The sequence below is a fragment of the Amycolatopsis sp. WAC 01375 genome (assembly GCF_003947325.1).
Lineage (GTDB): Bacteria > Actinomycetota > Actinomycetes > Mycobacteriales > Pseudonocardiaceae > Amycolatopsis.
This window is the reverse complement of the sequence record NZ_QHHW01000011.1, coordinates 168,401-193,680: the sequence shown is the minus strand read 5'-3', so window position 1 is coordinate 193,680 and position 25,280 is coordinate 168,401. Positions and strand designations below refer to the sequence as shown.

Sequence of the window (25,280 nt, the reverse complement as noted above, 5' to 3'; positions counted from 1 at the left end):
TCACCGACCCACTGCGTGGTCTGTATCGCGGACTTCCTCGCGGACCTCGAGCCCGCGCGAAGGGCGGTACAGCACGTAGACCGGCTTGCCCGCGACGACTTCGGGATCGACGCGGCGAGGGCGCGGAGTCGAAGGCCCCGCCTGCGCCGGCACGGTGCCCGAGTGGTCGGGCGTGGTGTAGCCGCCGCCCGCGGTGTTCATCCGTGACGGCACCACGACCGGCTCCGGTTCGTCGCTCCAGCGCCGGTCGGCGACCGGCGAGGTGTCGACCCGGCGGCTCGGTACCTGGATGGGGCTCCGCCCGCCCGAGGTGAACATGGAGTCGCCCGGATTGCCCGCGGACGGGTTGTACTGACCGAACACCGGAACGCCTCCGCCGCCACCGGCGGGAAGCGCGGCCGTGCCGCCACCGCCGCCGACAGCGCCGGGCCACGGCGCTCCCGACCAGGCCGCGGCGGGCCGGATCGCGCCGGAGCCGTTGTCGAGCCGCTGGGAGCTGGCGAAGATCGTCGCTTCGGGCCGGAACCGGCCGCCGCCGACCGTCGCGCCCACGGGGCCGCGGAGGTCGCCGTCGACCACATCGTCGGTGTCGCGGACGTTCTGCCAGAACGCGTCCTGCGGGGTCGGTTCGTTGTTCTTCTTGCGGAAGCGGGAAAAGAGGCCGCCGCGGGGCGAGGGCACCGCGCCGCCGACCATGCCGACGGACATCTCGACCATCTGCCACAGCCGCCGCACGGGGCGGCCGATCATGAACAGCAACACGGTGATGATGCCCGCGAGCGCCATCTTCGTCAGCAGGGAAAGCGAGTTCCCCGCGGTGAAGATCGCCTCGAGCAGGAGCGTGTGCACGCCTGCCAGCACGGAAAGCACCATGAGGTTGAAGGCGACCGCGCCGACGACCTTGAGAATGCGCTGCATGATCTGCGGCTGGAGCAGCGCGATCAGCCCGATCAGCGGGGCCGTCAGGACGAAGATCCTGATCAGCACCTGCGCGAGCAGCACCGTGGCCTTGGCCAGCAACTGGAACAGCGAGTAGAAGATGCCCTGGCCGAGGGAAAGGAAACCGGCGCCCACGCGGCTGCCGTCCTCACCTGTGAAATAGCCCGTCGCCGGGCCGAGTTTGGTGGAGATGTCCTTGAACGCCGCCTTCTTGGAGTCGACCAGCGCGGTGTCGGCGTCGCCGCCCTGCTGGATCTGGCCCCAGGTGAAGGCACGCGCGTCCAGGAGGGCCGGGCCGTACTGGATGGCCTGCGGCGAATCCGGGCTGCCGAACTCCCCGCGGAGCCAGTTGTCGTAGACGACCCGGCAGTGCAGTTCGGTCGGGACCCGGTCCCACGGCTGGCGAGCCGCGACGGCCTCCGGGGTCGCCTGACACGGTTGCGCCGAGGGCGGCGGCGGCTGGGTCGGCGGCGGCGTCTTGGGCTCGTCGATGAAGCCGGCCTGGATGTTGGTGGTGGTCTGCACGATCGCGTTGTCGATCGGATCGAGGAAGCGCAGCAATGCCAAGGAGGACGCGGCCAGCCAGACCGCGGCGAGCCCGTACAGCGCCCGTTTGCTGACCGCCGCGAGATCACCGCGCCAGATGTTGCGGAACAACATGATGGACATGATCAGCGCGGCAAGGCCGAACAACTGGGCGTAGATGTTGTTGTAGACCTTCTCGGCCCCGGCCTTGACGGCGTTGTACAGCGGGCTGAGCAGGCTGCCCTGCAAGACGGTGTAGTGCAGCGAGTTCGTGGCACCGACGAGGTTCTTGCCGATGTTGAACAGCTGGTTGCCCGCCCAGGTGTCGATCGTCGAGTTCGGCGAGGTGATCCCGGCCAGCGGGCCGCAGTCGGTTTCGAACGTGTCCCAGACGTGCCCCGCGTACCCGTAGACGTTGTACGGGCTTCCGCCTTCACCGCGCGCTGTCGCGGGTGGGTCGAGCGCGCCGACCATGCCCGCGCCGGGCCGTTCCGGGTTCGGCGCCTCACCACAGGCGGCGGCCGAAGCCGCCGGGGCGGTCGCCACGGCCTGGAGGCCCAGGATCAGCATGACGACGAACATCGTCGCGCGGCGGCTGGGTCTGGTCTTGCCGGGCCGCGGCCCCTCTTTGAGGCGGCGGCGCAGCGCGTGCCAGCCGGCGGCGAACGCGAGCACGCACGCCAGCGTGATCACCGTGTTCATGCGGCATCCCTGCCGGTGCCGCCCTTGCCGGCGCGCGCGTGCTGCTCGCCCTTTTCCCCGTTCGTGATGTGTCCGTTTTGGACGGCGCCTTGCACTTCCCCGGTCTCGGCCGCCAGCGGGTCCGGAGCGCCGAGCAGTTGCTCCTCGGTCAGCCCGACCTCGAGTTCGGCCGCGAGTTCGAGATCCTCTTCGAGTTCGAAATCGTCTTCCTCCGGCGGAGCGGCCACGAACTGCTTCTCCTCCGGGGCGGCGAGTTCGTTGCCCGGCCTCGATGGTTTGGCGTCCGGCGAACCCGGCGTGGTGTCCATGACCCGGCGCAGGTGCTCCAGGTGCGGGCCGGAGAAGTCGACGCGGATCCGCTCCACGCCACCGGCACCGTCACCGAAGATGAACTGCCGGGGCTCGACGTCCCGCTGGAGATCGCGGGACGAGCCGGGACGGCGGCCCAGCGCCGCGACGACCTGCTCGTAGCCGACGCCGACCGGGACCTTCAGCAGGCGCAGCGCGTCGGCCTGGGCGTCGTCGTCATCGAGACGCCCCACGAACACCGAGTCCAGCAGCGCCACGAAACCCTGGATCTTCAGGAAGTCCGCAGGGATCTGCGAGGACAGCAGCACGCGGACGTTCCACTTACGCGAGTCACGTGCGAAGCGGTTCATCAGCACGCGACCGGTCGGGACCTCGGAGAGGAAGAACGCCTCGTCGATCCAGACGCCCTTGCGCAGTTCCTTCGGCTTCTCGTACACCGACCGCTGCGTCAGCCACGCGGCGAGGTTCAGCATCTCGACGCCGAGCGATTCCGCGTCCGTCCAGTACTCGCGCGGGACGCCGTCCTTGGGCAGGGTCAGGCCCGCCATGGTCAGCACGGTCATCCGGTCGTCGCGGGTCTCGGCGTACGGGTCCGCGTCGGTCTCCGGGATGAGCAGCGCCATCCGCTCGCGCATCTCGTCGAGGAAGTCCGCGACGACGACGGCGTGCTCGTGGTGCTCGCTGGAGTCCCGGCGCAGCGCGTCGATGACCTGGCCGGGGTCGGCTTCGAACCGGCCGCCGACCGCGCGAACGGCGCGCAGCAGCACGATCCGGGTCTGCGCCATCCGCGAGACCTCGTACGGCAGGACACCGGAGAGGACGTCGAGCACGAGACGGCGGCGCGTCGCGCCCGCGAGGGCCTTCTCCCGCCGCCACGAGCGCTCGGGGTCGTCCTCGTCCATGAAGTGCTCGATCTGCGGCTCGGCGACCACCCGGTACGGGTTGAGGATGCCGGGCTGCGCGTTGAGCAGGTTGATGTTCCGCGCGTACGGCCGCAACTCGGGCAGATCGCACAGGCGCGACAGCGGGCCCGACGGGTCGAGGATCGTCCAGTGCGCGCCCGCGCGGAGCGTCTTGTAGACGATGCCGCCGCCGAGGAACGACTTACCGCCACCGAGACCGGCGACCATCGCGGTCAGGCCGGAACCGTCGCGGATCTCCTGCGCCATCCACGGGTCCCAGGCCACCGGGCGCCGCGTCGCGGTCACTGTCTCGCCGAGCAGGATGCCGCGGCGGTCGCCCACCTCGGCCGTCGCCGTCGGCACCGACGACGCCGCCCACACGACCGAACCGCGCCGCATGTACGCCGCCGAAGCCAGCGGCTCGCCGGGGATGAACTCCCTGGCCAGCGCGTACTGGGCTTCGGGATGCTCGACGGCGATCTTCGGCTTGTAGAGGTCCAGGAGCTGCTGGGCCAGGCGCAGCGCGTCCCGCTCCGTCGGCCCGGACACCGCGAGCCGCCACCACGAACGCACCCGGGTGGCCAGCGCGGTGAAACCCGACGTCATCTCGTCGTCGATCTCCAGCACCCGGCCCGCCTGGCGCGCCAGCGACTGCGGCGGCTCCAGCTCGTGCTCGTCGGTGTAGTGCTTGACCTGCGAGCGGACCTTGTTCATCTGGCGTTGGAGCTCACCCGCCACTTCCTCGGGGCGCCGGACGTAGATCCGCGCGGACACCTCGACCGCGGCGGGAAGCCGGTCCGCGTGCTGGATCCACGGGTCGTCGACCTCGGGGATCTGGAGACCGTGCATCTGGCCGACGGTGAGGACGGCGAGATGCCGCGAGACCCCGGCGTTCGACCCGGTGCGGCCGCGGACGGTGACCGTCGGCGCGTACGGCTCGGCGTGGAAATCCGCCGCGTCGGTGAAACTGGCGAGATCCTCGGGCTCCCAGGCGGCGCCGGGGACCGCGGGCATGTTGCGCGGCGCGGGCAGGCCCAGCGAGCACGAGCGGTGCATCAGCCAGGACATCTCCTCGGCGTGCACCGGACGGCCTTCGAGCCCGGCCGAGCCGATCACCTGATCGAGGTGCTCGACCTCGGAGTCGAGCGCGGCCAGCTCGGCGTCGACGGCCTCGGGCAGGATCTTGCGCAGCACCGGGGCGGCACTCTCGACCGCACGGTCGATCATCCGCCTGGTCTGCACCTGGACGCCGAGGTAGACCTCTTTTTCCGCCATCGAGCGGCCCATCAGCTGCTGCTGCTCGCCGATGAGGTAGTCGTCGAAGGACAACGCGCCCTGCACGTCCTGGGGACGGCCGACGGCGTTGTGCACGTGGGCCTCGGCCCACATGCGGATCGGGTACGGCCGGTTGGTCACCCGCAGGTGCAGCCAGCGGCCCTGAAGCTCCGCGTACTGCCCGGCGATGGCCGCGATCAGGTCGCGGCGCTGCGAATCCGACCGGAACGACCAGCGCTGCGGCGCGAGCCGATACCAGGCGTAGACCTCATAACCGGTGCGTAACAGGTGCCCGTCGATGCTTCGCGCCGCGATCGACGGGGTATAGGTGGGTATGGCCGCCTCGCCGGGCAGCCGCCTTCCCTTGCCGGCCTTCTTGGGCTGCGCGGAGCGGACCTGCTGGGGCGGGTTCCAGGCCCCTTGCTGCAGATCTCGATCACGTTTTCCTCGGCTTCCGCCGCGACCGAACAACGACTACCTCCCGGCCCGAGCCGCAGGGCGGCTCCGACGCGCTCGTGGTGTTCCCTGAGCTCCGGCGCCGCCGCCGTAGCCGTGCTGCTGGTACTGCCGTCTCCTGCGCTGCTTCGGTAGCGGGCGGGTCGCCCGTACCCGGACGCGGGACGCGCTGGCGGCGCCCCCCGTGCCCGTGGTCCGTTCTCTAGGAGTGTTGAGCTCTTTCGCCGCCATCCCGGCCACGGCGCCGAGTGGGCGCTCGTGACTGATCTTGGACGTGATCAATCTGGTGATCACGATTGTGGCGACGAAGGCCCAGGCGGTCGAGAAGAACCCGAAGCTCCAGCCCGCCCACCGTTCGACGGTGAGCACGAGCAGGAAGACCGGGATACCGACGAGCCACGCGACGTAGCGGGCTCTCCAGGGAAAAGTCGCTTTCGGCGGGCCGAGCCACACGGCATCGACCCGGTAAACCTCGTCATCGGTGCGGATACGCAACGCGAGCCCTGCCTCAGCCCGTGAAGAGGCCGGCGATCCACTGGCCCACGTTGACTCCGGCGCCGCTCACCGCGAGGCCGATGATCGCCAGCGCGATCACGACACCGGCGAGTCGGCGCATGACACCGGCGTTGTCTCCCTTGCCACCGCCCAGCCACAGCAGGAGGAGCGCGACGGCCAGCAGCACCAGGGGGATGATGTTGTCGATCAGCCAGGTGCGGACGTTGCCGGTGCCGAGCTCGCCGGCGGCCAGCGTGTCGAGGGTGGTCATGGTCATCATCGCATTACTCCCGGTGCGCGGAGAGGGGGTTCGCGCGGTTCTGGCTCGGTGGTGCTTCGAACATCATGGCGTCACGAGGCGTAGTGGTCAAAGCGCGCTCTGTAGATATCGATTTATCCACTGATCACAGAGCGAGGCACAGCACCACGACCATCCTCGGTCTCCATCATCGTTGCAAGGGTCGTCTGGTTTAACCCCGGCCACCCGTATTTCGCAGTGTGCTGACGGCCTCACTCGGTTGCGAGGCATCTTGCTCACTGTGAGTACGGGTCGGTCGCGGAGAATCGGGCCTCGACCAGTGTGACATGACTCGTTCGGTGGCTTCTCCCGAGTCCGCTGGGTGAACACGCATTCGACAAAAATCATGAGTGCCGATCAAGCGAAAGTCACACTTCCGTTACCCAAAGCGAAAACAGGGCGGCCATTTTCGCTACATAGCGTAATTATCGGCCGGTAGAGAACACATTCGCGGGAAAAGCGCCGGCTTCGACGGCCTTGCGGCTCAAAGGCCCGCACAGCTCGTGAAGGCGCTTGGTCTTCTCCTCGCCGAGATGCTCCCAAGGCCCCGCCGACGCCGCGTTCGTCGCGACTTCGAGCCGCTCGCGAAGATCGTTCCCGGCCTCGGTCAGACCGCCCTCGGCGTCCAGGATGCCCTGTTCGCGGAGCTTGGCGGCCGCGTCGTCCCACTGCTCGTCGCTCCAGCCGCGGGACGCCTTGGCGGCGGCGGGCAGGAACCCCTTGCCGGTGGCGGTGTGCGTGACGAGGGCGGCGAGCCCGTCGAGACCGTTGACGACCAGCGCGGCGATGTGGCTGTCACCGCGATGCTCACGCAACAGGGTGATGGCGTGCCAGAGCACGAGATGCGGCTCGCTCGGCCAGTCGAGACCCGCGTGCCCGGCGTACAGCGGCCTGCCGTCGCGCTGGCAGCCCCCGGTCGCCTCGCGAGCCAGCTCGGCAGCCTCGGCGACCTCTTCGGAACCGAGAGTCTCCTTGCCCAGCAGCCTGGTCAACGCCGCGTCGACGGCCTCGAAGCGAGCCTCGATGATCCTGTCCGGGCCGGCCAGCGTCCACGCGCGCGGGATGTGGCGGGCGACCAGCTCGGGATTGAAGTTGTAGAAAGTGGCCGCGACCACGGCGGAACTCACCGCGCCCATGGGCGCCGCGCGGCCCGCGAAATAGGTCATGCGCCCCGGCCGGAGGCCCGCGTCGGTGAGCGCGGCTTCCGTCTCGGGGGCGAAGTAGGTAAGGGAATGCAGTACATCGAACGTCCCGCGGAACCGTCCCGTGACCCGACTCGCTTCACCCATGGGGGCACCCTACCGGCAAGTAGGCGGGGGGCGCAGCGTCCGAAGGGGCGGCGGAGGTGTGCGGCAGGGGCTGGGGTGGGCCGTGGCGGGAGCGGCTGCGGCGGGAGCAAGGGACCTTTGCTATCACTTCGCAGGTGGGGGCGGGTTCGGGAGTCCGTGAAGGCCTCCTTCACTACCTTGAGGGTAGGTAAGGAGGCCCTCACGGACTTTCCTACTCACCCCAGGCCTGGCTGAAGTCCGTGAAGGACTCCTTGAGGGACTCTGGGTCCCTCAAGGAGTCCTTCACGGACTTCGCGGACTTCGCGGACTTCGCGGCCCGGTCCCAAGTGTCAGAACCGGCACGACATATCGGCACAGCACAGCCCAGTGCGGGCCCAACGAAAAAGAAGTACGGACGAGCCGGCGTGTAAGCCGGATCCTGTCCTCGCCTCGCCTTGCGGCTGAGCGAGTGGCGGCCATCCATCTAGGCCCGCCGTCGCCGACGGGCTCGAGCGGCCTACCCGCAGGCTCGGGCGGGCAGCCCTCGATCGCGCCTGCGCAGGAGCCTCGCGGCTCCCTCTTGACCTTGCTCCGGGTGGGGTTTACCTAGCCGTCCTGGTCACCCAGGACGCTGGTGGTCTCTTACACCACCGTTTCACCCTTACCTCCGCCCGCGAAGCGAACGGAGGCGGTCTGTTTTCTGTGGCACTGTCCCGCGGGTCGCCCCGGGTTGCCGTTAACAACCACCCTGCCCTGTGGAGTCCGGACTTTCCTCGAACCGGTCTCCCGGCTCGCGGCCGCCCCGCCGACTCGTCCGTCGGCGAATCCTACTGCACGGGTGCGGGGAGGCAGTTCAGGTTGCGTTGCCCGTCGGGTTTGACGACGAACCAGAGGTGGTCGGTGCCCTGTCCGGTCCATTCGCCGGGGCGCGCGTTGGCGAACTTGTAGAGGGGCCTGCCCGCCAAGGTCACCTGTTCGGCGCCTTCGGGACGTTTGATGGTGTCGATGAGGGCCGGGTCGATGCCGGTCACCTGCGGCGTGCCGGTGGTGGTGATGGGGGTCCACACGACGGCACAGTCCCCGAGACACGCCGAGCGGGCCTTGTGCGGGTTGTCGCGTTCGTAGCGGAAGAGGACGGCGCCGGTCTCGTCGAGGATGGCCTGACCCATTCGTGTCATGTAGACGGCGGTGAGCCGAGTGCCGGACGGAGTGTCCGCGGGGGAGCTGGGCCGCGCGGTGCCGGGCGACGGGACACGCGGGCTGGGGAGGGCTTCGGTCACCGGAGCGCTCGCCGTCCGCGACACGGGATCAGCCGCCTGCCACCACATCGCGGCGCCCACGACGAGCGCCGCGATGACGACGAGCATGGTCAACCGTGATCGGCGCATCGGGCGTCTCCGTTTCTTCCTGCGGGTCGACGGGGTTCTGCTCTGCGATCTCGTTGGTCCAGTGGAGGACGCCGGACGGGCTGTCGAGGCCGACGACGCCGACGAGGCGTCCCTTGCGGACGAAGCCGGTGACGGGCCGTTCGCCACCGACGGGCGAGGCGAGCGCGACGGTGTCGGTGCCGAGCTTCGGGATTCCGCCCGCTTGGATGCGCATGCCGTGCTGTTCGGACCAGAACCGCGGCACCGGCGCGAAGGGCCGCGAAGCCTGCGGGCCGGCGAGGAGGTTCTCGGCTGCCGCCCGGCCCATCTCGACGGCGTTGAGCCAGTGTTCGACCCGTCTCGGTGCCTCGTCGAAACGCAGGTTCGGCCATTGCGCGACATCGCCGGCGGCGACGATGTTGTTCATCCCCAGCACATGACACGTGGGCGAGCAGACGACGCCGTCGTCGAGCGGCAGCTTCGAGCCGCGCAGCCACGAGATCGAGGGCACGGTCCCGACGGCCACGACGACGCACGAGACGTCCAGGATCCAGCCGTCGGACGAGTGCAGCCGCAGACCGTTCGCCGTCGTCTGCCAGTTGTCGATGGACGCGCCCAGCGCGAGCCGCACGCCCCGCGACCGGTGCAGCGCCGAGAGCTTCTGCCCGATGTGCTTGCCGACGACCTCGCCGAGCAGGGTCGCCGACCGGCCGATGATGGTGACCTCGCGGCCGATCTCGCGCAGGCTCGCGGCGACCTCGCAGCCGATGAACCCGCTGCCCAGCACCGCGACGGGCCCGTTGTCGGCGGCGAGGTTGTCGCGCAGTTCCGCGGCGTCGGCCAGTGTCCGGACGACGACCACCCGCGGATGTCCGTGCGGCACACCGGAAAGCCGCCGCGGTTCGACGCCGCTGGCGATGACGAGCCCGTCGTACGGGAGCTCCTCCGCCCCGGGCAGATGGACGATCTGGCGGCCGGGCTGCAAATGCGTCGCCGGGGTGTTGAACCGCCATTCGGCGTCGATCTCGTCGGGCCGCGCGAGCATCATCTCCGCCGGACCGGTGGCGCCGGTCAGCAGCTGCTTGGACAACGCGGGCCGGTGATACGGCAGTTCGGGCTCGTTGCCGACGATGACCAGTTCGCCGTCGAACCGCAGTTCCCGCAACCGTTCCGCGCACCGCAGCCCGGCGAGCCCGCCGCCGATCACGACTATCCGTTCGCTCATTGTCCCGCCCCTTGCAGTCGGATCGCGCGCATCGGACAGGCTCGGGCCGCGGCCTGGACCAGCGGCACCTGTTTGGCGCCGGGTTTCCGGAGGTAGCGCAGCTGACCGTCGCCTTGTAACTGGAAGACCTGCGGAGCTTCGGCCTGACAGATGGCGTAGCGGTGGCATTTCTTGTCGTCGACGGAGATCCGCACCCGTTCGGCCCTGCCGGTTTCGCCTTCGAGCAGTCCCAGCCGGACCAGCGTCCGCGGCGGGAGGACACGGAGCACGGTGAGCACGACGGCGGGGGTGAGCACGGTGATCCCGCCGAGCCAGACGGCCGCGAGCTGCCCGTTCGCGGACGCGCCGAGCCAGGAATGGATCGCCAGCAGCCCGACCGCGAAATAGCCGGCCTGGTGGAACCGCTGCCCGCCGCGACCGTTCGCCCGGCGACCCAGCGCGGCGGTGACCGAGACGGCGATGAACAGTTCCAGCCCGACGACGCCCGCCGCGTGCCGCGCGACCCCGCCGCCGGCGAACGGGATCAGCAGCGCGAAGACGCCGAACGAGTCGTCGTCGAGGAAGAGATAGGACAGACCGTGGACGACACCGGTGGCGAGGCTGAACGTCGCGAGGACCACGTGACCGCCGCGCAGTGCCTCGTGGCCGGTGACGCGCCTGATCCAGCCGGTGGCGCTCAGCACGCCCCACGCCAGTGTCAGGCACATCGTCACGTAGGCGAACCGGCCCGAAAGCGCGGCGATGTCCCGCACCCCGCTGTCGTGCGGCGACGGGGCCGGGATGACCGCCAGGAGCGAGGCCGTCATGCGCGCCTGCCCGACGAGCCGAGAACCCGGACGAGCCCGAAGGTCGCTCCGCCGGCGATTCCCGCCATGAGCACGCCGAGCACGAGGTCACCGCCGTCGAGTTCGTTACCGCCGGTCGGCACGACCATCAGCGACGTGGTCTCGGCGATACCGGTGCTTTCGAGCAGGGTCATATGCCGCATGACGGTGTCGACGGCGGTCTGCGCGAACGAACGCATCGCGTCGTCGCGGGTGGCGGCGCGGACCTGGGAGGCGAGCCCGAAAATGCTCCCGTGCGCGGCGCGGGCGCGATTGACGTAGAGGCGGTCGAAGTCGGCGCCGCCCGCCGCGGTGATCTCGCCGATCCAGGAGCGCTGTTCTTCGGTGGGCTCGGCGGGAAGTTCGACGCGGACCTTCGAAGCGAGTGTGCGGACCTGCGCGTCGAGACGGTCGTGGTCCTCGGCGAGTTTGCGGCCGACCTCCCGCACCCGCTGCCCGCTCCCGCGCTGTTCCGCCTGACGGCCGGCCGGGCCTTCCCACAAACTCCCTTGACGTACTCGCACGAGCAGTTCCCGGTCATGGGCGTCGATTTCCGCGAAGGCAGGGGCAGGCGTTCCCACCCATATCACCAAGCAGGCGATCACCACTCCGAGCAGTCGATAGATCATTTCACCCGTCCCCGTCATGGAAGTGCCTCACTGGAAGTACGGCGAACCGGAGCGGCCGGTTCGATCTCGATACTCGCAGCCAGTGTGATGTGCATCACACGACACATTTAGAACCGTTTCCCACTGGCATACGTACCGGCCGACTAATAGCGAACAGAGCACTACTGCACATGGCTCACGGCGATAGTCTGCGCTACGGTGTACGAACCTGTGAAATCCTCCACCGTTGGGGAGGTAGCGAACTTTATGGAAGCAGTGGGCAGAGGATGCCGGATCGGCGGCGACCACCGGCCGAACGAGCTTTCCGATGAGCTGATTTCGTTGCTGTACAAGGATTTCCGGGAGACTCTGTTCAATCAGGTGCCCTATCTGACGGGCCATGATCAACAATGGACGGAGGATGTCGTCCAGGAAACACTGATCCGCGCCTGGCAGCATTCCGACACGTTGAACCGCGAGCCGGGAATGCTGCGCGGCTGGCTGCTCACGGTCGCCAAGCGGATCGTGATCGACGGCTGGCGAAACCGGCGGGCGCGACCACAGGAGGTGGAGCTGGACAGTTCCGAAAACGCCGAAATAGCGGACCGGACCGAGCAGTCACTGTCCGCACTCGTCATTTCCGAAGCGCTACGATATCTGGATGGCAAATACCAGGCCGTCATCTACGAGACGTATCTGACCGGACATACCGTCCGGGAGGCGGCGGTGATATTGGGAATCCCGGAGGGAACGGTCAAATCACGGCTGTACGCGGCCATGAGGACATTGCGACGGTCGTTAGGAGAACTGGGTTCGCGATGAGGAAGCGAAAGGTGAAACACACCGATGTGGCGGCGTACGTACTCGGTGTGCTCGATCAGGCCGAGGCGTACGCCTTCGAAAAGCATTTGGAGGGCTGCGGGCGCTGCCGCCGCCAGGTCGCGGAATTCACGTCGGTGGAAGTCGCGCTGGCGAGGGCCGATCCGCGCTACCTGTCCCCCGTCGCCACGCGGTGCCGCGGGCGGCTGTCGATGATCGCGGCCAACCTCGTCGTGGTCTTCCTGGCGTGCGTCGTCGCGGCCTTGATGTCGTCGCAACGGTCGGCCCGGCGGGTCTCGTCGGATGCGGACATCTCGACCCCTGCTCCCCTCGACGACCAGCGATTACTCCCGATACCGCTTACGTTGAAGTAGTCTGCCGCAAGCCGACACGAAGGTCTCTACGGTGCATACCGAAGTAAATCCCGAGAGCCCCTTCGGCGGGCCTTCGGTACCGAAGCGCCGAGCCGCCGGGCTACTGGGTCGAGACAGCGAACTCGACACGATCACCGGGCTGTTCCGGGCCGCCCTGCACGGCCGCGCGGTCAGCGCGGTGGTGGTCGGAGAGTTCGGCATGGGCAAGTCGTCGGTGCTGACAGCCGCCGGTGAACTCGCGAAAGCGGCGGGCTTCACCGTCGCGATCGCCACCGCGTCCCGGCTGGAGACGCATCTGAGCGGCGGTGTCGGCCGCCAGCTCCTCGAAGCGCTCACCCACGCGCCCGCCGAACCCGGATCGCCGCGGCCGCGCACGCCGCACGCGGCCGAGATCCTGCCGGACCGCCGTCCCCGGAACGAACAGGAACAGACGGAGGCGCTCGACGCCTTCTTCCGCACCGTCCGCCACGCCGCCGAACAGGGACCGGTCTTCCTCGGCATCGACAACATCCACCTCGCCGATCCGTGGTCGATGCGCTGTCTCGCCTACATCCGGCATCGCGTCGAGCAGTTGCCGGTGATGGTCGTGCTGACGTCGCTGATCGGACATCTGCAAACCGGCGAGGTCGCGCTGCTGGAGATGTCCGGGTGCACGCCGGCGACGATCCGGCTGCGCGGGCTGGGCGCGGGACACGTCGCCGAGTTCCTCCGCGTCTCCCCCGGACGGTTCGCCGAGGAATGCCGTGAGCTCACCGGCGGCAACCCGTTCCTGCTCAGCGCGCTGCGGCGCCGCCTGGTCCCCGGGATGGATCTGGACACCGCGGGGTCGGCGATGATCGGCGAGGTGCTGCGGGTGCGCATGCACGAGTACACCGCCGCGCCGAAGATGCTCGAAGCCGTCGCGATCCTCGGCGAGGACGCGAGCTTCGACCTGCTGGCGCGGCTCGCCGGGGTCGACGAGATCACCGCGCTGGAGGCCATCGACACGATGGTGCGTATGCATCTGCTGACCAACAGCCACCGGCCCGCGCTGTCCTACCGGTTCGTCCGCAACTCGGTGCTCGCCGACATGCCGCTCACCACCAGGGCGGTCAGCCAGTCGCGAGCGGCACGGCTCCTGCACGACTCGGGTGCCGCGCCGGAGCGGGTCGGCGCGCACCTCCTGGAGGCGACCGCGATCAGGATCCCGTGGGCGGTCGACGTGCTGCGGCTGGCCGCGCGGCATTCGGTGGAGGGCAACCCGGAGTTGGCGGTCCGGTTCCTGGTGCGGGCCCTGGAAGAACGGCTCAGCGAACGCAAGCGGATGGCGATCCTGCTCCAGCTCGCGCACGCGGAGTTCCACTGCGACCCGGACCTCGCGCCCGCCCGCGTCCGCGAAGCCATCGATCACATCGACGACCGCGAGACCGCCGCGTTCGTCGCGACGGCCATGATCCTTTCGCTGTGCTGCGGCCCGGACGCGCGGCTGGCGATCAACTCCGCGGGACAGTTCGCCGCGCGGCTCGACGCGGGCGGGCCCGACGCCGTCTGGCCGTTGCTGTGCATGACCTATCTCGCCGAAGCGGGCAGCAGGCTCGGGCCGCCGCCGGACTTCCGCGATTTCGAGCGGCAATGGGCACCGCTGAACGATCCCGCCGCGCGACAGAGCCGATCGGGCTTGCTCGCGCTCGACACGGTGCGGAGCGGGACGTCCTCGGCGAACGCCGTCCGGCATTTCGGGGAGGCGCTGTCCGGCGAACAACCCGAACTGTTCGAACAGCCCTACTTCTTCACGCTCGCGACGGCCGCGCTCGCCGACGAACCCGCGCTCACCGACCGGCTCTGCCAGGTGCTCGACACCAAACGCCTGCCTTGGGACTTCCACGTGCCGAAGGGGGCGCTCGCCACGCTCGCCCGCGGGATCGCCCTGCAAGCGGGCGGCGATCTCGCGCGGGCGAGCGTCCACTACGAATCCCTGGTGCGGCAGTTCGACGAACGCGGCGTCACCGGTCATTGCCCGATCGCGGTGCTGTGCGCGGCGAGACTGATCGAGGTCTCGGTCGACCTCGGCCGCCACGACGTCGCGAACGCGGTGCTGGACAAGCTGGATTTCGGGGCCACCCAAGCACTTTTCACGCACAACTACCTGCTCTACGCCCGCGGCAGGCTCCGGGCGGCCACCGGCGAGCCCGAACTCGGCTACGAAGACCTGCGCGGCTGCGGCCGCCGTCTCGAACACCACGGCATGCGCTTCCCCGGGTTCGCCCCCTGGCGGGCGCACGCCGCCCGCACCGCGCTGGCGCTCGGGCGCACCGACGCGGCGGCCCGGCTCGCCGAGGAGGACCTCGACGCCGCGGAACGCTGGGGAGCGCCGAGGATCCTCGGCGGCGCGCTGACCACGGCAGGCCTCGTCCGCGACGACGGTCTCGGCGAGGAGGCGGAACGCCTGCTCACCAAGGCCGTCGACGTCCTCGGCGGGTCGACCGCGAAACTGGCGCTGGCCGAGGCGCTGACCGAACTCGGCGTGCTGCAGGCCCGGCACGGGCAGGCCGAGAAGGCGGTCGGCACACTGCGGCCGGCGGTGCGGTCGAGCAAGCACTGCGGGGCCCGGCCGCTCGAGCGGCGGGCCACCGAGGCGCTGCGGAACGCGCGAACGAGCCTCGCCACGGCGAAGGACAACGAACACGGCCTCACCAAACAGGAGTACCGCGTCGCGCTGATGGCCGCACAGGGTCTCACCAACCGGGAGATCGCCGAGGCGCTGCACCTGACCCGCCGCACCGTCGAACTCCATTTGTCCGGGGCGTACCGCAAACTGGAGATCACCGGTCGTCCCGAATTGAGTTCCGCGCTCGGCCGTTCCCAGCGCGTGGACGGTGATTGACGGTTTCCGGGGGCGGCGGGTTCACTCCGCGACATGCCGGGAATCGAATCCGAACCACTCAAATTCGCCTATTGGGTCCCCAATGTGAGCGGCGGTCTGGTCACGAGCGACATCGAGCAGCGCACCGACTGGGGATACGAGTACAACCGGGATCTCGCCGTCCTCGCGGAGAACAGCGGGTTCGAATACGCGCTGAGCCAGGTCCGGTACACGGCCAGCTACGGTGCCGCCTACCAGCACGAATCGACCGGATTCAGCCTCGCGCTGCTGCTCGCGACGCAGCGGCTCAAGGTGATCGCGGCGATCCACCCCGGACTGTGGCATCCCGGCGTGCTCGCGAAGTTCATCGCCAGCGCCGACGTGATCTCCGGCGGTCGCGCGGCGGTCAACGTGGTCAGTGGCTGGTTCAAGGACGAATTCACGAACCTCGGTGAACCGTGGCTGGAACACGACGAACGGTACCGTCGTTCGGAAGAGTTCATTCGCGTACTGAAGGAACTCTGGACGAACGACCACGCCGAATTCACCGGTGATTTCTACCGGATCCACGATTTCGACATCAAACCCAAACCGGTCGGCCGTCCGCATCCGGAGATCTTCCAGGGCGGCAACTCCACCGCGGCGCGGAAGCTCGCGGGCCGGGTGTCGGACTGGTACTTCAGCAACGGCAAGGACTTCGACGGTTTCAGCGAGCAGGTCGAGGAGGTCCGCGGTTACGCGGCCCAGAACTACCACGCCGTCCGCTTCGGGCTCAACGGCTTCCTGATCGCGCGGGAGACCGAGAGCGAGGCGAAGGCCGTGCTGCGCGAGATCGTCGAGAAGGCGAACTCGGACGCCGTCGAGGGCTTCCGCAACGCCGTCAAGCAGGCGGGAGGCTCCACTTCGGACAAGAAGGGGATGTGGGCCGACTCGGAGTTCAAGGATCTGGTGCAGTACAACGACGGCTTCCGCACCGGGCTGATCGGCACGCCGGAGCAGATCGCGGACCGGGCCATCGAGTACAAGAAGCGCGGAGCGAACCTGCTGCTGCTCGGCTTCTTGCACTACCTGGAGGACGTCGAGCACTTCGGGAAGCACGTGCTGCCGGTGATCCGGGCGAAGGAAGCGGACCTGGACCGAGGCGCCGCCACCCCGGAACCCCTCGTCACTTCCGCCCCCTGACCCCTGACCCCTACGCAATTCGGCACCTGGTTGCGATCGTTGCGCGTGCAAGGATCGCAACCAGGTGCCGAATTGCGGGGTCTTACGGCAGGTAGACGGTCTGGCCGGGGTGCATCGTCGGGCCGCAGTCCTTGAGCGGGCCGCCGAAGCGCGCCGCCTCGACGTCCGGCAGGGTCTTCGCGGCGTACTCCTGGACGGCCTTCAGCTTCTCGGGGCTGGAGACGGCGTCCTTGCGCACGAAGTCACCGTTGCGCGGCCCGCTGCCCGGGTACACGAAGATCGGCTCGTAGTCGCGGTCGATCCGCGGGTCGACGGTGATGCCGTTGCCCGCGGCCCACGGGCCCCACGAGTGGATGAAGGTCGGCTTGACCTTCTCGAACACGTAGTCGCGCAGCCCCGGCAGATCGCCGTTCTTGAGGAAGTCCGCGACGTCCGCCTCGACCAGCCCGGCCATGTCGACCAGGTGCAGGCGACTGGTCATCGACGAGCCGCCGAGGTCGGGCAGCAGCAGCGACGCCTGCTGGAGGCCGAGGATGTCGGCCATGGTGTTGAAGCCGCGGCCGAAGCGGTCGGCGATGAGGCAGGCGGGCACCGTCGGGACCTCTTGGAACTTCTTCGACGCCGACGCGAAGCCCATCCCGGACGGGATCGCGGCGGCGACCAGCACGAGCACCACGACGATCCGGAGCACGGCACGCGACCGGCGCAGCAGTTCGCCCGCGGCGAGCGTTCCCGCCAGCACGGCGAGGATCCAGATCGGGGTCGCGAACCGGTGCTGGCCCATCCAGTCCGGGACCATCACGCCGTACGCGATGATGCCCAGCGCCAGCGGCACCAGCAGCGCGATCAGGCCGCGCCGCCACTCCGCGCGGATCAGCGCGTATCCGATGGTCAGCGTCAGCAGGATCGTTCCGGCGACACCCGCGTAGCCGACCAGTTCGAAGGGCTGCTTCAGCGCCGAAAGCCCGGGCAGGCCCTGGCCTTTCGCGATGGACGGGTTCGCCAGCAGCCTGCCGAACTCCGTGATCCGCCAGGCCAGGTACGCCCCGAACGGGATCGCGAACGCGACCACCGACACCACGACCAGTTTGACGCTCTGCCCCAGCAGCGGCTTCCGCAGCTGGAACAGGACGACGAGCGGGTACGCGCCGCCGTAGATCAGGCCCTCGGGGCGGGTCAGCGCGGCGAACGCGACCAGCACCCCGGACCAGATGGCGACCTTCGCGGTGAGCACCGTGTCCTTGCGCACGGCCACGAACAGCAGAGCGGCGAGCCAGGCGACGGCCATCCCGAACAGGGAGTTCTCCAGGCCGGAGATCGTCCAGATGACGAACGACGGGATCGCGGCCAGCGTCAGCCCGACGACCAGCGTCGCCAGCCAAGCGAAGCGCGCGAAGATCTGCTTCGCCACGATGTGGCACGCGGCCAGCGTCCCGGCGGTGAACAAGAGCCCCAGCAGCTTCGGGAACAGGACGTAGTCGGGAACGCCGAACAGCATGCCGCTGTCGAAGACTCCGACAAGCTTGCCGAGCACCAGCGCCACCAGCCACGTCGAGTTCGACCAGCCCTCGACCGACGGCTGCCCTTGCTGCAGCACCGGGCCGAGCCCGTCGGCGAAGCTGCGCGCGTACGAGAAGGTGATGGCCGCGTCGTCGACGATCCAGTGGCCGTAGAGGGTGGCGTGCCAGGCGACGGCCGCGACACCGGCGAGCACCGCCAGGTACGGCGCGACACGGGCGGCCAGGCCACGACGGGCCGGCGTCTCCGCCGGGTCGGGCACGTCTTGTTCGGAAGCTTCGCTGAGTGCGCTCGCCGTCATGTCCCCGTCTTTGCCTTTTCGCTCACGTGCCGTCGCCGAAACTGTAGCCAATACCCCATCGGCCGCCTTCGACACGTCATATCCAGGCATGATCCGCGCCACACTCCCCTATCAGGAAAGATGCGAGATGTCGTTCACCAGCCGCACCGACGCGTTGCCGTCCGGGTAGAACTCGACGATCGAGAGCGACGCCAGGTCCAGATGCAGGCGGAACAGCAGCGACGGCCCGGCGTCCAGGCCCATCCGCAGCAGGGCCTTGATCGGCGTGACATGGCTGACCAGCACAAGCGTCCGCCCGCCGTACTTCGCGATCAGTTCGTCGCGGGCCTTGCGGACCCGCCGGTGCACGCCGTCGAAGCTTTCGCCGCCCGGCGCCGCGATCGAGGTGTCGGAAAGCCAGCTGGTCTGGAATTCGGGGTCGCGCTCCATCGCCTCTGTGAAGGTGAGGCCTTCCCAGTCGCCGAAGTCGGTCTCGATCAGCCCCGGGTGGGTCTCGACCCGGCCGCCGAGCGCGTCCGCGATCGCCTGCGCGGTCTGCTGGGTGCGGATCAGCGGCGAGGCGATGATCGGCGCGGCCTCGCCGTCGACGACCAGGCCCTCCATCGCGCCGAGACGTTTCGCGGCGGCGGCCGCCTGCTGTTTGCCGTGCTCGGTGAGGGGCACGTCGCCGCGGCCGGAGTAGCGCTTCTCGACCGACATCGCCGTCTGGCCGTGCCGCACGAGGAGCAGCTTAGTCGGCGTCCCGGTCGCGCCGGTCCAGCCGACCGGGCTGACCCTGTCCTGCTTCACGGTCTTCGGTGCTTCCGGCCGCTTCTCGGCCTCACGGCCCGCGTCCATGGCCTCGTTCGCGAGCCCGTCCGCGTGGGAGTTCTCCGCGCGCGGAATCCACTCGTAACGCACGCGGGAAAACCTGGCGGCCAACTCCTTGGCCTCGGCGTTCAGCGGCTGCATCGACGGGTGCTTGACCTTCCAGCGCCCGGACATCTGTTCCACCACGAGCTTCGAGTCCATCCGGACGTCCACTGTGGACGCACCGAGCTCGGCGGCCGCGGCGAGCCCGGCGATCAGGCCGGAGTACTCGGCGACGTTGTTGGTCGCGATGCCGACGTACGCCTTGCGCTCGGCCAGCACCTCGCCGGTGGTCGCGTCCTTGACGACCGCGCCGTATCCGGCGGGTCCGGGGTTGCCCCGCGAGCCGCCGTCGGCTTCGACGAGTACGTGGTCGGTCACAGGCCGGACTCCAGTGTGCGCACCAGGATGGCGCCGCAGTTCTCGCACTGGATGACGTTGTCCTCGGGGGCGGCCTTGATCTCGGCGATCTCGCGGCGGTCGATGTCGAGCTGGCAGGCACCGCAGCGGCGGGACCGCAGCAGCGACGCGCCGATGCCCTTCTGGGCCCGGACCCGCTCGTAGAGCTTCATCAGATCTTCGGGGAACCGCGGCAGGAGCTTGGCGCGGTCCTCGTCACGGCGCGCCGTCGTGGTGTCGAGGTCGGCGAACTGCTCGTCACGACGGCGGATGGCTTCGGCGACCTCGTTCTCGGCCTTGGCGACCTCCGCGCTGGTGCGCTGGGCGTCGAGCTCCAGCGCCTCGCGACGCTCCATCAGTTCGAGCAGGTCGTCCTCGAGCGCGGACTGGCGCCGGTTGAGGCTGTTCAGCTCGTGCTCGATGTCGGTCATCTGCTTCGCCGCGACGGAACCGGATTCGAGGAGCTTGCGGTCGCGGTCGCCGCGAGCGCGCACCGACTCGATCTCCTTCTCCTGCCGGGCGATCTCGCGGTCGAGGTCGGACGCCGCGGTCTGGACCGAGACCAGCGCGTCACGTCGTTCGCGCACCGTCTTCTCGCCCGCGTCGATCTCGGCGATCTCCGGCAGGGTGCGGCGGCGGTGGGCGGTACGCGAGAGTTCGGCGTCCACCTTCGCGAGTTCGAGCAGCTTGCGCTGGACGGCGGGGTCGGCCTTCACGGTGCTCCTTGGATTCTTAGTGCGCGGTTCGGGTGGCCCGTAGCGTCCACGGGTCGGTGCACCTCGTGGAGACGTGAACATCGACGTTACCCGCTAAGGCGGCCCGGACGACGGCCGAGGCTTGCTCGCACCACGGCCACTCGCTCGCCCAGTGTGTGACGCCGACCAGGGCGGGGACTTCGGCGATCTCGGCGAGGTGCTCGCCGGCGGGATGATGCCGGAGATCCGCGGTGACGTACGCGTCGACACCGGCGGCGGTGGCACGCTTGAGATAGCTGTCGCCGGAACCGCCGGAAACGGCGACGCGGCGGATCGGGCGGGCCGGGTCGCCCGCGCCGTAGACGCCGGGTTCCGTGCGCGGCAAGGCGTTCGCGACGCGTTCGACGAAGACGGAAAACGGTTCGGGCGCGGGCAATTCACCGATGCGGCCGATGCCGGTGACACCGTCTTCGCGGGGGTCGAGCGGGCCGAGGACGGTCAGTCCGATGGCGTCGGCGAGCGCGTCGGAGACGCCGGGTGACGCGGAATCGGCGTTGGTGTGCGCGCAGTAGAGCGCGACGCCCGCGCGGATGAGACGGTGCACGAGACGCCCTTTGGTGCTGTCGGCCGGAACGCCGTGGACGCCGCGTAGCAGCAGCGGGTGATGCGCGACGATCAGCTGCGCGCCGCCTTCGATGGCCTCTTCGATGGTCTCGTCGACCGGGTCGACGCAGAACAGCACCTTGTCCACGTTCTCGGCCGGGTCGCCGCAGACGAGACCGACGGCGTCCCACGATTCGGCGAGTTCGGGCGGGTACGCCTGCTCGAGGGCGGCGATGACTTCGGCTAGCGCGGGCACCCGGCGATTTTCGCATGTAGCGTTTCCGGGCATGCGACTTCGGGTGCTCTGCGCCGCTTCGTTGCTTCTTGCGGTGTTACCCGCGACGGCGTCGGCGTCTCCGGGACTCTGGAAGCTGACCGACCTTGCCGCTCAGCGCGTGCAGATCGCCGACAAGGTCGCGGCCGCGAAGTTCGGCACGCCTTCGCCGATCGACGATCCGGTGCGCGAACAGCAGATCCTCGACTCGATGGCCGCGAAGGCCCCGGGCCTCGGTCTCGACGCGGACGGCGCGGTGCGGTTCTTCCGCGACCAGATCGAGGCGAACAAGGTCGTGCAACGCGGCCTGTACGCGCGGTGGACCGAACACCCCGGCACGCGGCCGCCCGGACGACCCGACCTGGCGACCGAGGTGCGGCCGGTGATCGATCGGCTGAACGCGGGCCTGCTCGCCGAACTCGGCTCGACCCGGGACGCGCGGACGCGACGGTCGTGCGACGTGCGGCTCGCGGTCACGGTGCGGCTGGTCGACGCGCGGTGTGGCCTGGACCGGCTGCACTCGGTCGCGCTCGGGGAGTCCGTACGGTCGGCCTGCTCGCGCGCTTGATCGCGGCGGCGGGAGCAGCGGCGGGAGCAAGGGACCTTTGCTATCACTTCGGCCGCCGCGTGTTGCGAAAGCCACTTTCGCAACCTTCAACGTTGCGAAAGTGGCTTTCGCAACCTCCCGAGATGTCTCACCCGGGCCGCTCACCTGCGGAAAGAGAGCAAGGGACCTTTGCTATCGCCTCCGGGTCACTCCAGCGCCTTCGCGTCCTTGTTGATCGCCCAGCGCCCGGCCGCGCGCATCACGCGGCCCGTCCACAGCATCGCCCGGTAGGCCTTCGCCGGGTGATCGGGGACTTCGGTGTGGCCGACCTGGTACGGCGCGACGGACGCGTTCGACCGGAGGTGCAACGGCATCCTGGTCATCGCCTCTTTCGGCGATCTCGCCTGGACGAAGTGGTGCTCCGACAGGATCCGCCCGACCTCGTAGGGGTGCGGATGCGTGACGGTGATGCGATACCAGCGGAGCCCGGTTGCCGCGGACTCGACGATGGGTGTTGGTGCGCTCATACGCGACCTTCCTGCGTGTTTCTCTCCAGGAGGTCTACTCCCGCTTCGTCCCGGCTTTCCAGCTTCGCGCGCCCGGTAGCCGTTCGGAGCCGGTGAGCGGTCGATCTCCGTCGGCCTTCACACTGATCGGGTGCTGCACATCGTCTTCGTCTGTTCCGGCAACATCTGCCGTTCCCCGATGGCCGAGCTCGTCTTCCGCGCGAAGGTCGAAGAAGCCGGTCTCGATCACCTCGTGCGGGTGTCCAGCGCGGGCACCGGTGGCTGGCACGTGGGCGAGGCCGCGGACAAGCGGGCGCGCACGAAGCTGGCCGAACACGGTTATCCGACCGGTCACGTCGCGGCCGAGGTCGACCGCGGGCATCTTGCCGCCGATCTGCTGCTCGCGGCGGACGAGAGTCACCTGTCGTTCCTCCGGCGCAAGGTCGCGGACCAGGAGAAGGTCCGCCTGTTGCGCGAATTCGATCCGTCCGCACCCGAAGGCGCCGAGGTCCCGGACCCGTACTACGGCGAGGACGACGGTTTCGAGGACGTCCTCGGCATGATCGAGCGGTCTGTTCCCGGCCTGCTCGACTGGGTGCGCGCACACGCCTGAGGCGGACCGCTTACCGTGGTGGGGTGCGGTTGAAGTTCCTGCTGAAGCCCGGGTGGCTGGCGTTGACGTTGGTGGTGTTCACCTTCGCCGTCACCTGCTTCACCCTGCTCGCGCCGTGGCAGTTCTCCCGCAACACCGAACGCGAGCACCAGAACGCGGCGCTGCGGGAGTCGTTCTCCGGGCAGCAGCGGTCGCTGGACCAGCTGCTTCCCCACGGCGCCGCCCCTGATCAGCGCACCGAATGGCATCTCGTGGCGATGAAGGGGACGTACCTTCCCGAAGGCGAGGTCGTGGCCCGTCTGCGCTCCGTACAGGGCGAAGCGGCCTACGAGGTCCTGACGCCGTTCCGCACCGTCGAAGGCACGATCGTGCTGGTGGACCGCGGGTACGTCCGGCTCGACGACAAATCGCGCGCGCTTCCCTTCGCCCCGCCTCCCACCGGCACGGTCGACATCGTCACGCGGGCACGTCACGACGAGAGGGACGGCAAGAACCGCGACGCGTTCGCCGACGAGTCGACGGGCGGGAAGCTGCAGAGCTACGTCGTCGATTCCCAGGTCGTCGCGCGGGCCGCGAAGCTGGACATCCGGCCGGGCTACTTCCAGCTCGACGTGAACCAGCCCGGCGTGCTGGGCGCGCTGCCGCTGCCGCAGACCGACGCCGGACCGTTCTTCTCCTACGCGCTCCAGTGGATCGCTTTCGGGGCCATGGCGTTGATGGGCTGGCTGTACTTCACCGTCCGCGAGCTGAAGCCGGGTGGTGTGCTGACCACGGAACGGCCGCAGCGGCGCAAGAGTGTCGCGGAGATGCTGGCCGAAGACGAACGCTCCGAAGTGGCCACCTGATCCGACGTGAAAATGGCCCTTCTACAGGTCCATTTGGCGTGTTCGGATGCGATCATGCTGATTCACCCGTGGGACGCCGCCCACGACGACGGAGAATGGCAGGCCTGGCTCTCCGCACACGACTTCGGCCAGCTGATCGCCGGAGGCGCGGGCCGTGACCTGCCGATCGTCAACCCGGTTCACTTCGTCTTCGACGGCGACCGGACGGTCCTGCTGCACCTCGCGCGGCCGAACCCGGTCTGGCCGCTGCTGGAGGAACACCCACGCGCGCTGCTGTCGGTGATCGACGACCACACCTACATCCGCTCCGGCTGGAACACCCCCGCCGACCCACCGCACGGCGTGCCGACGTCGTATTACGCGTCCGTCCAGCTCGAATGCGACGTCCGGCTGATCGACGACGCGGCGGAGAAGGCCGCGCTGCTGGACCGGCAGCTCGCGCACTTCGAGCCTTCCGGGGACCGGGTTCCGGTGAGCGCCACCGAGGCGCCGGACAAGCGGCTGCTCCCCGGCATCCGCGGGATCGAACTGACCGTGACCGGGGTGCGGGCGAAGTTCAAGTTCGGCGGCAACAAGCAGCCGGCCGACCGCGCGCGGATCGACGCGGAGCTGGCGCGACGGGACGGCCCGATGGACGCGCGGGCGCGGGCACAGCTGGCGCGGCGGGAGCGATAGCAAAGGTCCCTTGCTCCCTTTTCGCAGGTCAGCGCCCCGGCGATAGCAAAGGTCCCCCGCTCCCCCGACCGCCGAAACCGCAGGTCAGCGCCGCCGTCGCCGAAGCCCGACGAGACCGGCCAGCACGACCGAGCTGATCGCGCCGAGCCAGCCGACCACCCGCGAGAGTTCCACGGCCCGCGTCACGTGCCCGGCGTCCGGGTTGCGGCCGATGCCGAGCACCGGCAGTTCCTCGACGCCGTGCGGGTACACGGTCCGCCCGCCGACGCGGATCTCGAGCGCCCCGGCGAACGCTGCCTCGACGCGGCCCGCGTTCGGGCTCGGGTGTGCGGTCGTGTCCCGGCGCCAAGCGCGCCACGCCCCGCCCGCGGAGCCGCCGACGACCGGGGCAGCGAGGACGGTCAGGCCTGCCGCGACCCGGGTGGGGACGAGATGGACGATTTCGTCCAGCCGCGCGACGAACCAGCGGTAGCGCTCGGGTCGTCCCCTGCCGAGGCCGCGCAGCAGACTGATCGCGCGCGAGCCGAGGAGGCCGGGGACGCCGGCGAGCGCTCCCCACACCAGCGGCGCGATGACGACGTCCGCGGTGTTCTCGGCGAGCGTCTCCACCGAGGCGCGCGAGAGGCCGATGACACCGAGCTCGTCGGCGACGCGGGGGTCCAGTGTGGACAGTGTGCCGCGCGCGGTTTCGAGTTCGCCTTCTTCGAGGTCCCGCGCCAGCGACGTGCCGTGCGCGGCCAGGCCGGCGGCGCCGAGGACGGCCCAGGTGGTCACCGCGGTCGTGGTCGCCTGCAGGACGGGGCTGCGCCGCCCGGCGCGTTCGGCGAGCACGCCCGCCAGCACCGCGGAACCCGCGAGACCACCGGTCCAAAGTACTCCGACCGCCGGATGCTTCGACCGGACCTTCGCGTCCACCGCCGAAGCCGCCCTGGCGAACGCCGTCACCGGACGCCGTGACCGGGGATCCCCGATCGCCCCGTCGGCGGCCACCCCCAACACCAAGCCGATCGCGCGCGCCGCGCTCACCGTCGCCCCCCGCATGCAG

At 69.4% G+C, this 25,280-nt stretch carries 23 protein-coding genes and 1 other RNA gene; 8 read left to right on the top strand and 16 right to left on the bottom strand.

Annotated elements, in window-relative coordinates; genetic code table 11:
• The 10 genes from DL991_RS04245 to DL991_RS04200 all read right to left on the bottom strand — a co-directional run bounded on the left by DL991_RS04245 (position 1) and on the right by DL991_RS04200 (position 11,214).
• A complete protein-coding gene (locus DL991_RS04245) occupies positions 1-2,166 on the bottom strand; it encodes a magnesium transporter (RefSeq protein WP_125781107.1) in 2,166 nt (721 codons plus the stop codon).
• A complete protein-coding gene (locus tag DL991_RS04240) occupies positions 2,163-5,123 on the bottom strand; it encodes an ATP-binding protein (protein WP_125781105.1) in 2,961 nt (986 codons plus the stop codon). The genes DL991_RS04245 and DL991_RS04240 overlap by 4 nt, the downstream gene beginning before the upstream one ends.
• A 3-nt stretch (positions 5,124-5,126) precedes the next feature.
• Complete coding sequence (locus tag DL991_RS04235; RefSeq protein WP_125781103.1) at positions 5,127-5,603, bottom strand: hypothetical protein; 477 nt, start codon at positions 5,601-5,603, stop codon at positions 5,127-5,129.
• Between the two features lie 13 nt (positions 5,604-5,616).
• The gene (locus DL991_RS04230; RefSeq protein ID WP_007035338.1) at positions 5,617-5,883 is read right to left on the bottom strand and encodes a hypothetical protein; all 267 of its coding nucleotides are present in this window, start codon (positions 5,881-5,883) and stop codon (positions 5,617-5,619) included.
• Between the two features lie 443 nt (positions 5,884-6,326).
• Positions 6,327-7,190 (bottom strand): hypothetical protein, encoded by an 864-nt coding sequence (locus DL991_RS04225; protein WP_125781101.1) that lies wholly within the window; start codon positions 7,188-7,190, stop codon positions 6,327-6,329.
• Positions 7,191-7,581: 391 nt separating this feature from the next.
• Positions 7,582-7,982, bottom strand: an RNA gene (gene rnpB, locus DL991_RS04220) — RNase P RNA component class A.
• A 14-nt stretch (positions 7,983-7,996) separates the two neighbouring features.
• Positions 7,997-8,557, bottom strand: a complete 561-nt coding sequence (locus DL991_RS04215; protein ID WP_233598657.1) for a hypothetical protein — start codon at positions 8,555-8,557, stop codon at positions 7,997-7,999.
• The gene (locus DL991_RS04210) at positions 8,478-9,761 is read right to left on the bottom strand and encodes an NAD(P)/FAD-dependent oxidoreductase (RefSeq protein ID WP_125781099.1); all 1,284 of its coding nucleotides are present in this window, start codon (positions 9,759-9,761) and stop codon (positions 8,478-8,480) included. The genes DL991_RS04215 and DL991_RS04210 overlap by 80 nt, the downstream gene beginning before the upstream one ends.
• Positions 9,758-10,567, bottom strand: coding sequence for a ferredoxin (locus DL991_RS04205; RefSeq protein WP_125781097.1), 810 nt, complete (start codon positions 10,565-10,567; stop codon positions 9,758-9,760). The genes DL991_RS04210 and DL991_RS04205 overlap by 4 nt, the downstream gene beginning before the upstream one ends.
• Positions 10,564-11,214, bottom strand: a complete 651-nt coding sequence (locus tag DL991_RS04200) for a DUF4142 domain-containing protein (protein ID WP_125781095.1) — start codon at positions 11,212-11,214, stop codon at positions 10,564-10,566. Before DL991_RS04200 ends, DL991_RS04205 begins: the two co-directional genes overlap by 4 nt.
• 246 nt (positions 11,215-11,460) lie before the next feature.
• Here DL991_RS04200 and DL991_RS04195 point away from each other — a divergent pair, with 246 nt between their 5' ends.
• Genes DL991_RS04195 through sfnG form a run of 4 tightly spaced genes read left to right on the top strand, consistent with a single transcriptional unit; the run spans position 11,461 to position 16,410 of the window.
• Positions 11,461-12,015, top strand: coding sequence for a sigma-70 family RNA polymerase sigma factor (locus tag DL991_RS04195; protein WP_125781207.1), 555 nt, complete (start codon positions 11,461-11,463; stop codon positions 12,013-12,015).
• Between the two features lie 11 nt (positions 12,016-12,026).
• Positions 12,027-12,386 (top strand): zf-HC2 domain-containing protein, encoded by a 360-nt coding sequence (locus DL991_RS04190; RefSeq protein ID WP_233598656.1) that lies wholly within the window; start codon positions 12,027-12,029, stop codon positions 12,384-12,386.
• Positions 12,387-12,417: 31 nt separating this feature from the next.
• Positions 12,418-15,249, top strand: a complete 2,832-nt coding sequence (locus DL991_RS04185) for an AAA family ATPase (RefSeq protein WP_125781091.1) — start codon at positions 12,418-12,420, stop codon at positions 15,247-15,249.
• A gap of 33 nt (positions 15,250-15,282) precedes the next feature.
• Positions 15,283-16,410: a dimethylsulfone monooxygenase SfnG gene (gene sfnG / locus DL991_RS04180; RefSeq protein WP_125781090.1), complete on the top strand. Its 1,128-nt coding sequence runs from the start codon at positions 15,283-15,285 to the stop codon at positions 16,408-16,410.
• An 82-nt stretch (positions 16,411-16,492) separates the two neighbouring features.
• Here the strand turns inward: sfnG and DL991_RS04175 are convergent, their stop codons facing one another.
• The 4 genes from DL991_RS04175 to DL991_RS04160 all read right to left on the bottom strand — a co-directional run bounded on the left by DL991_RS04175 (position 16,493) and on the right by DL991_RS04160 (position 21,031).
• On the bottom strand, positions 16,493-18,229 hold the full coding sequence (locus DL991_RS04175) for a hypothetical protein (RefSeq protein WP_125781088.1): 1,737 nt from the start codon (positions 18,227-18,229) through the stop codon (positions 16,493-16,495).
• Positions 18,230-18,340: 111 nt separating this feature from the next.
• Positions 18,341-19,459, bottom strand: coding sequence for a bifunctional RNase H/acid phosphatase (locus DL991_RS04170; RefSeq protein ID WP_125781086.1), 1,119 nt, complete (start codon positions 19,457-19,459; stop codon positions 18,341-18,343).
• Entirely contained in the window at positions 19,456-20,193 is a 738-nt protein-coding gene (locus tag DL991_RS04165) for a zinc ribbon domain-containing protein (protein WP_125781084.1), read from the bottom strand. Before DL991_RS04165 ends, DL991_RS04170 begins: the two co-directional genes overlap by 4 nt.
• Before the next feature lie 16 nt (positions 20,194-20,209).
• Complete coding sequence (locus DL991_RS04160) at positions 20,210-21,031, bottom strand: Nif3-like dinuclear metal center hexameric protein (RefSeq protein ID WP_125781082.1); 822 nt, start codon at positions 21,029-21,031, stop codon at positions 20,210-20,212.
• Positions 21,032-21,062: 31 nt separating this feature from the next.
• On the opposite strand from DL991_RS04160, the gene DL991_RS04155 reads away from it, so the two are divergent.
• Positions 21,063-21,617, top strand: coding sequence for a chorismate mutase (locus DL991_RS04155; protein ID WP_125781080.1), 555 nt, complete (start codon positions 21,063-21,065; stop codon positions 21,615-21,617).
• Positions 21,618-21,802: 185 nt separating this feature from the next.
• Here the strand turns inward: DL991_RS04155 and DL991_RS04150 are convergent, their stop codons facing one another.
• Entirely contained in the window at positions 21,803-22,123 is a 321-nt protein-coding gene (locus DL991_RS04150) for a hypothetical protein (RefSeq protein ID WP_125781079.1), read from the bottom strand.
• 130 nt (positions 22,124-22,253) lie between these two features.
• On the opposite strand from DL991_RS04150, the gene DL991_RS04145 reads away from it, so the two are divergent.
• The 3 genes from DL991_RS04145 to DL991_RS04135 are packed head-to-tail and all read left to right on the top strand — an operon-like array spanning position 22,254 to position 24,235.
• Positions 22,254-22,715 (top strand): low molecular weight protein-tyrosine-phosphatase, encoded by a 462-nt coding sequence (locus DL991_RS04145; RefSeq protein ID WP_125781077.1) that lies wholly within the window; start codon positions 22,254-22,256, stop codon positions 22,713-22,715.
• Between the two features lie 23 nt (positions 22,716-22,738).
• Positions 22,739-23,560: an SURF1 family protein gene (locus DL991_RS04140; protein ID WP_125781075.1), complete on the top strand. Its 822-nt coding sequence runs from the start codon at positions 22,739-22,741 to the stop codon at positions 23,558-23,560.
• Positions 23,561-23,614: 54 nt separating this feature from the next.
• The gene (locus DL991_RS04135; RefSeq protein WP_125781072.1) at positions 23,615-24,235 is read left to right on the top strand and encodes an FMN-binding negative transcriptional regulator; all 621 of its coding nucleotides are present in this window, start codon (positions 23,615-23,617) and stop codon (positions 24,233-24,235) included.
• An 84-nt stretch (positions 24,236-24,319) separates the two neighbouring features.
• Here the strand turns inward: DL991_RS04135 and DL991_RS04130 are convergent, their stop codons facing one another.
• Positions 24,320-25,276 (bottom strand): CobD/CbiB family cobalamin biosynthesis protein, encoded by a 957-nt coding sequence (locus DL991_RS04130; RefSeq protein WP_199746277.1) that lies wholly within the window; start codon positions 25,274-25,276, stop codon positions 24,320-24,322.
• Between the last annotated feature and the right edge of the window lie 4 nt (positions 25,277-25,280).

What these genes read in the sequence shown, in the direction of transcription:
- DL991_RS04245 (WP_125781107.1), bottom strand. Translation starts at nt 2,166, where the DNA reads ATGAACACGGTGATCACGCTGGCGTGCGTGCTCGCGTTCGCCGCCGGC.
- DL991_RS04230 (WP_007035338.1), bottom strand. Translation starts at nt 5,883, where the DNA reads ATGATGACCATGACCACCCTCGACACGCTGGCCGCCGGCGAGCTCGGC.
- DL991_RS04225 (WP_125781101.1), bottom strand. Translation starts at nt 7,190, where the DNA reads ATGGGTGAAGCGAGTCGGGTCACGGGACGGTTCCGCGGGACGTTCGAT.
- DL991_RS04215 (WP_233598657.1), bottom strand. Translation starts at nt 8,557, where the DNA reads ATGCGCCGATCACGGTTGACCATGCTCGTCGTCATCGCGGCGCTCGTC.
- DL991_RS04210 (WP_125781099.1), bottom strand. Translation starts at nt 9,761, where the DNA reads ATGAGCGAACGGATAGTCGTGATCGGCGGCGGGCTCGCCGGGCTGCGG.
- DL991_RS04205 (WP_125781097.1), bottom strand. Translation starts at nt 10,567, where the DNA reads ATGACGGCCTCGCTCCTGGCGGTCATCCCGGCCCCGTCGCCGCACGAC.
- DL991_RS04200 (WP_125781095.1), bottom strand. Translation starts at nt 11,214, where the DNA reads ATGATCTATCGACTGCTCGGAGTGGTGATCGCCTGCTTGGTGATATGG.
- DL991_RS04195 (WP_125781207.1), top strand. Translation starts at nt 11,461, where the DNA reads ATGGAAGCAGTGGGCAGAGGATGCCGGATCGGCGGCGACCACCGGCCG.
- sfnG (WP_125781090.1), top strand. Translation starts at nt 15,283, where the DNA reads ATGCCGGGAATCGAATCCGAACCACTCAAATTCGCCTATTGGGTCCCC.
- DL991_RS04175 (WP_125781088.1), bottom strand. Translation starts at nt 18,229, where the DNA reads ATGACGGCGAGCGCACTCAGCGAAGCTTCCGAACAAGACGTGCCCGAC.
- DL991_RS04155 (WP_125781080.1), top strand. Translation starts at nt 21,063, where the DNA reads ATGCGACTTCGGGTGCTCTGCGCCGCTTCGTTGCTTCTTGCGGTGTTA.
- DL991_RS04150 (WP_125781079.1), bottom strand. Translation starts at nt 22,123, where the DNA reads ATGAGCGCACCAACACCCATCGTCGAGTCCGCGGCAACCGGGCTCCGC.
- DL991_RS04135 (WP_125781072.1), top strand. Translation starts at nt 23,615, where the DNA reads ATGCTGATTCACCCGTGGGACGCCGCCCACGACGACGGAGAATGGCAG.
- DL991_RS04130 (WP_199746277.1), bottom strand. Translation starts at nt 25,276, where the DNA reads ATGCGGGGGGCGACGGTGAGCGCGGCGCGCGCGATCGGCTTGGTGTTG.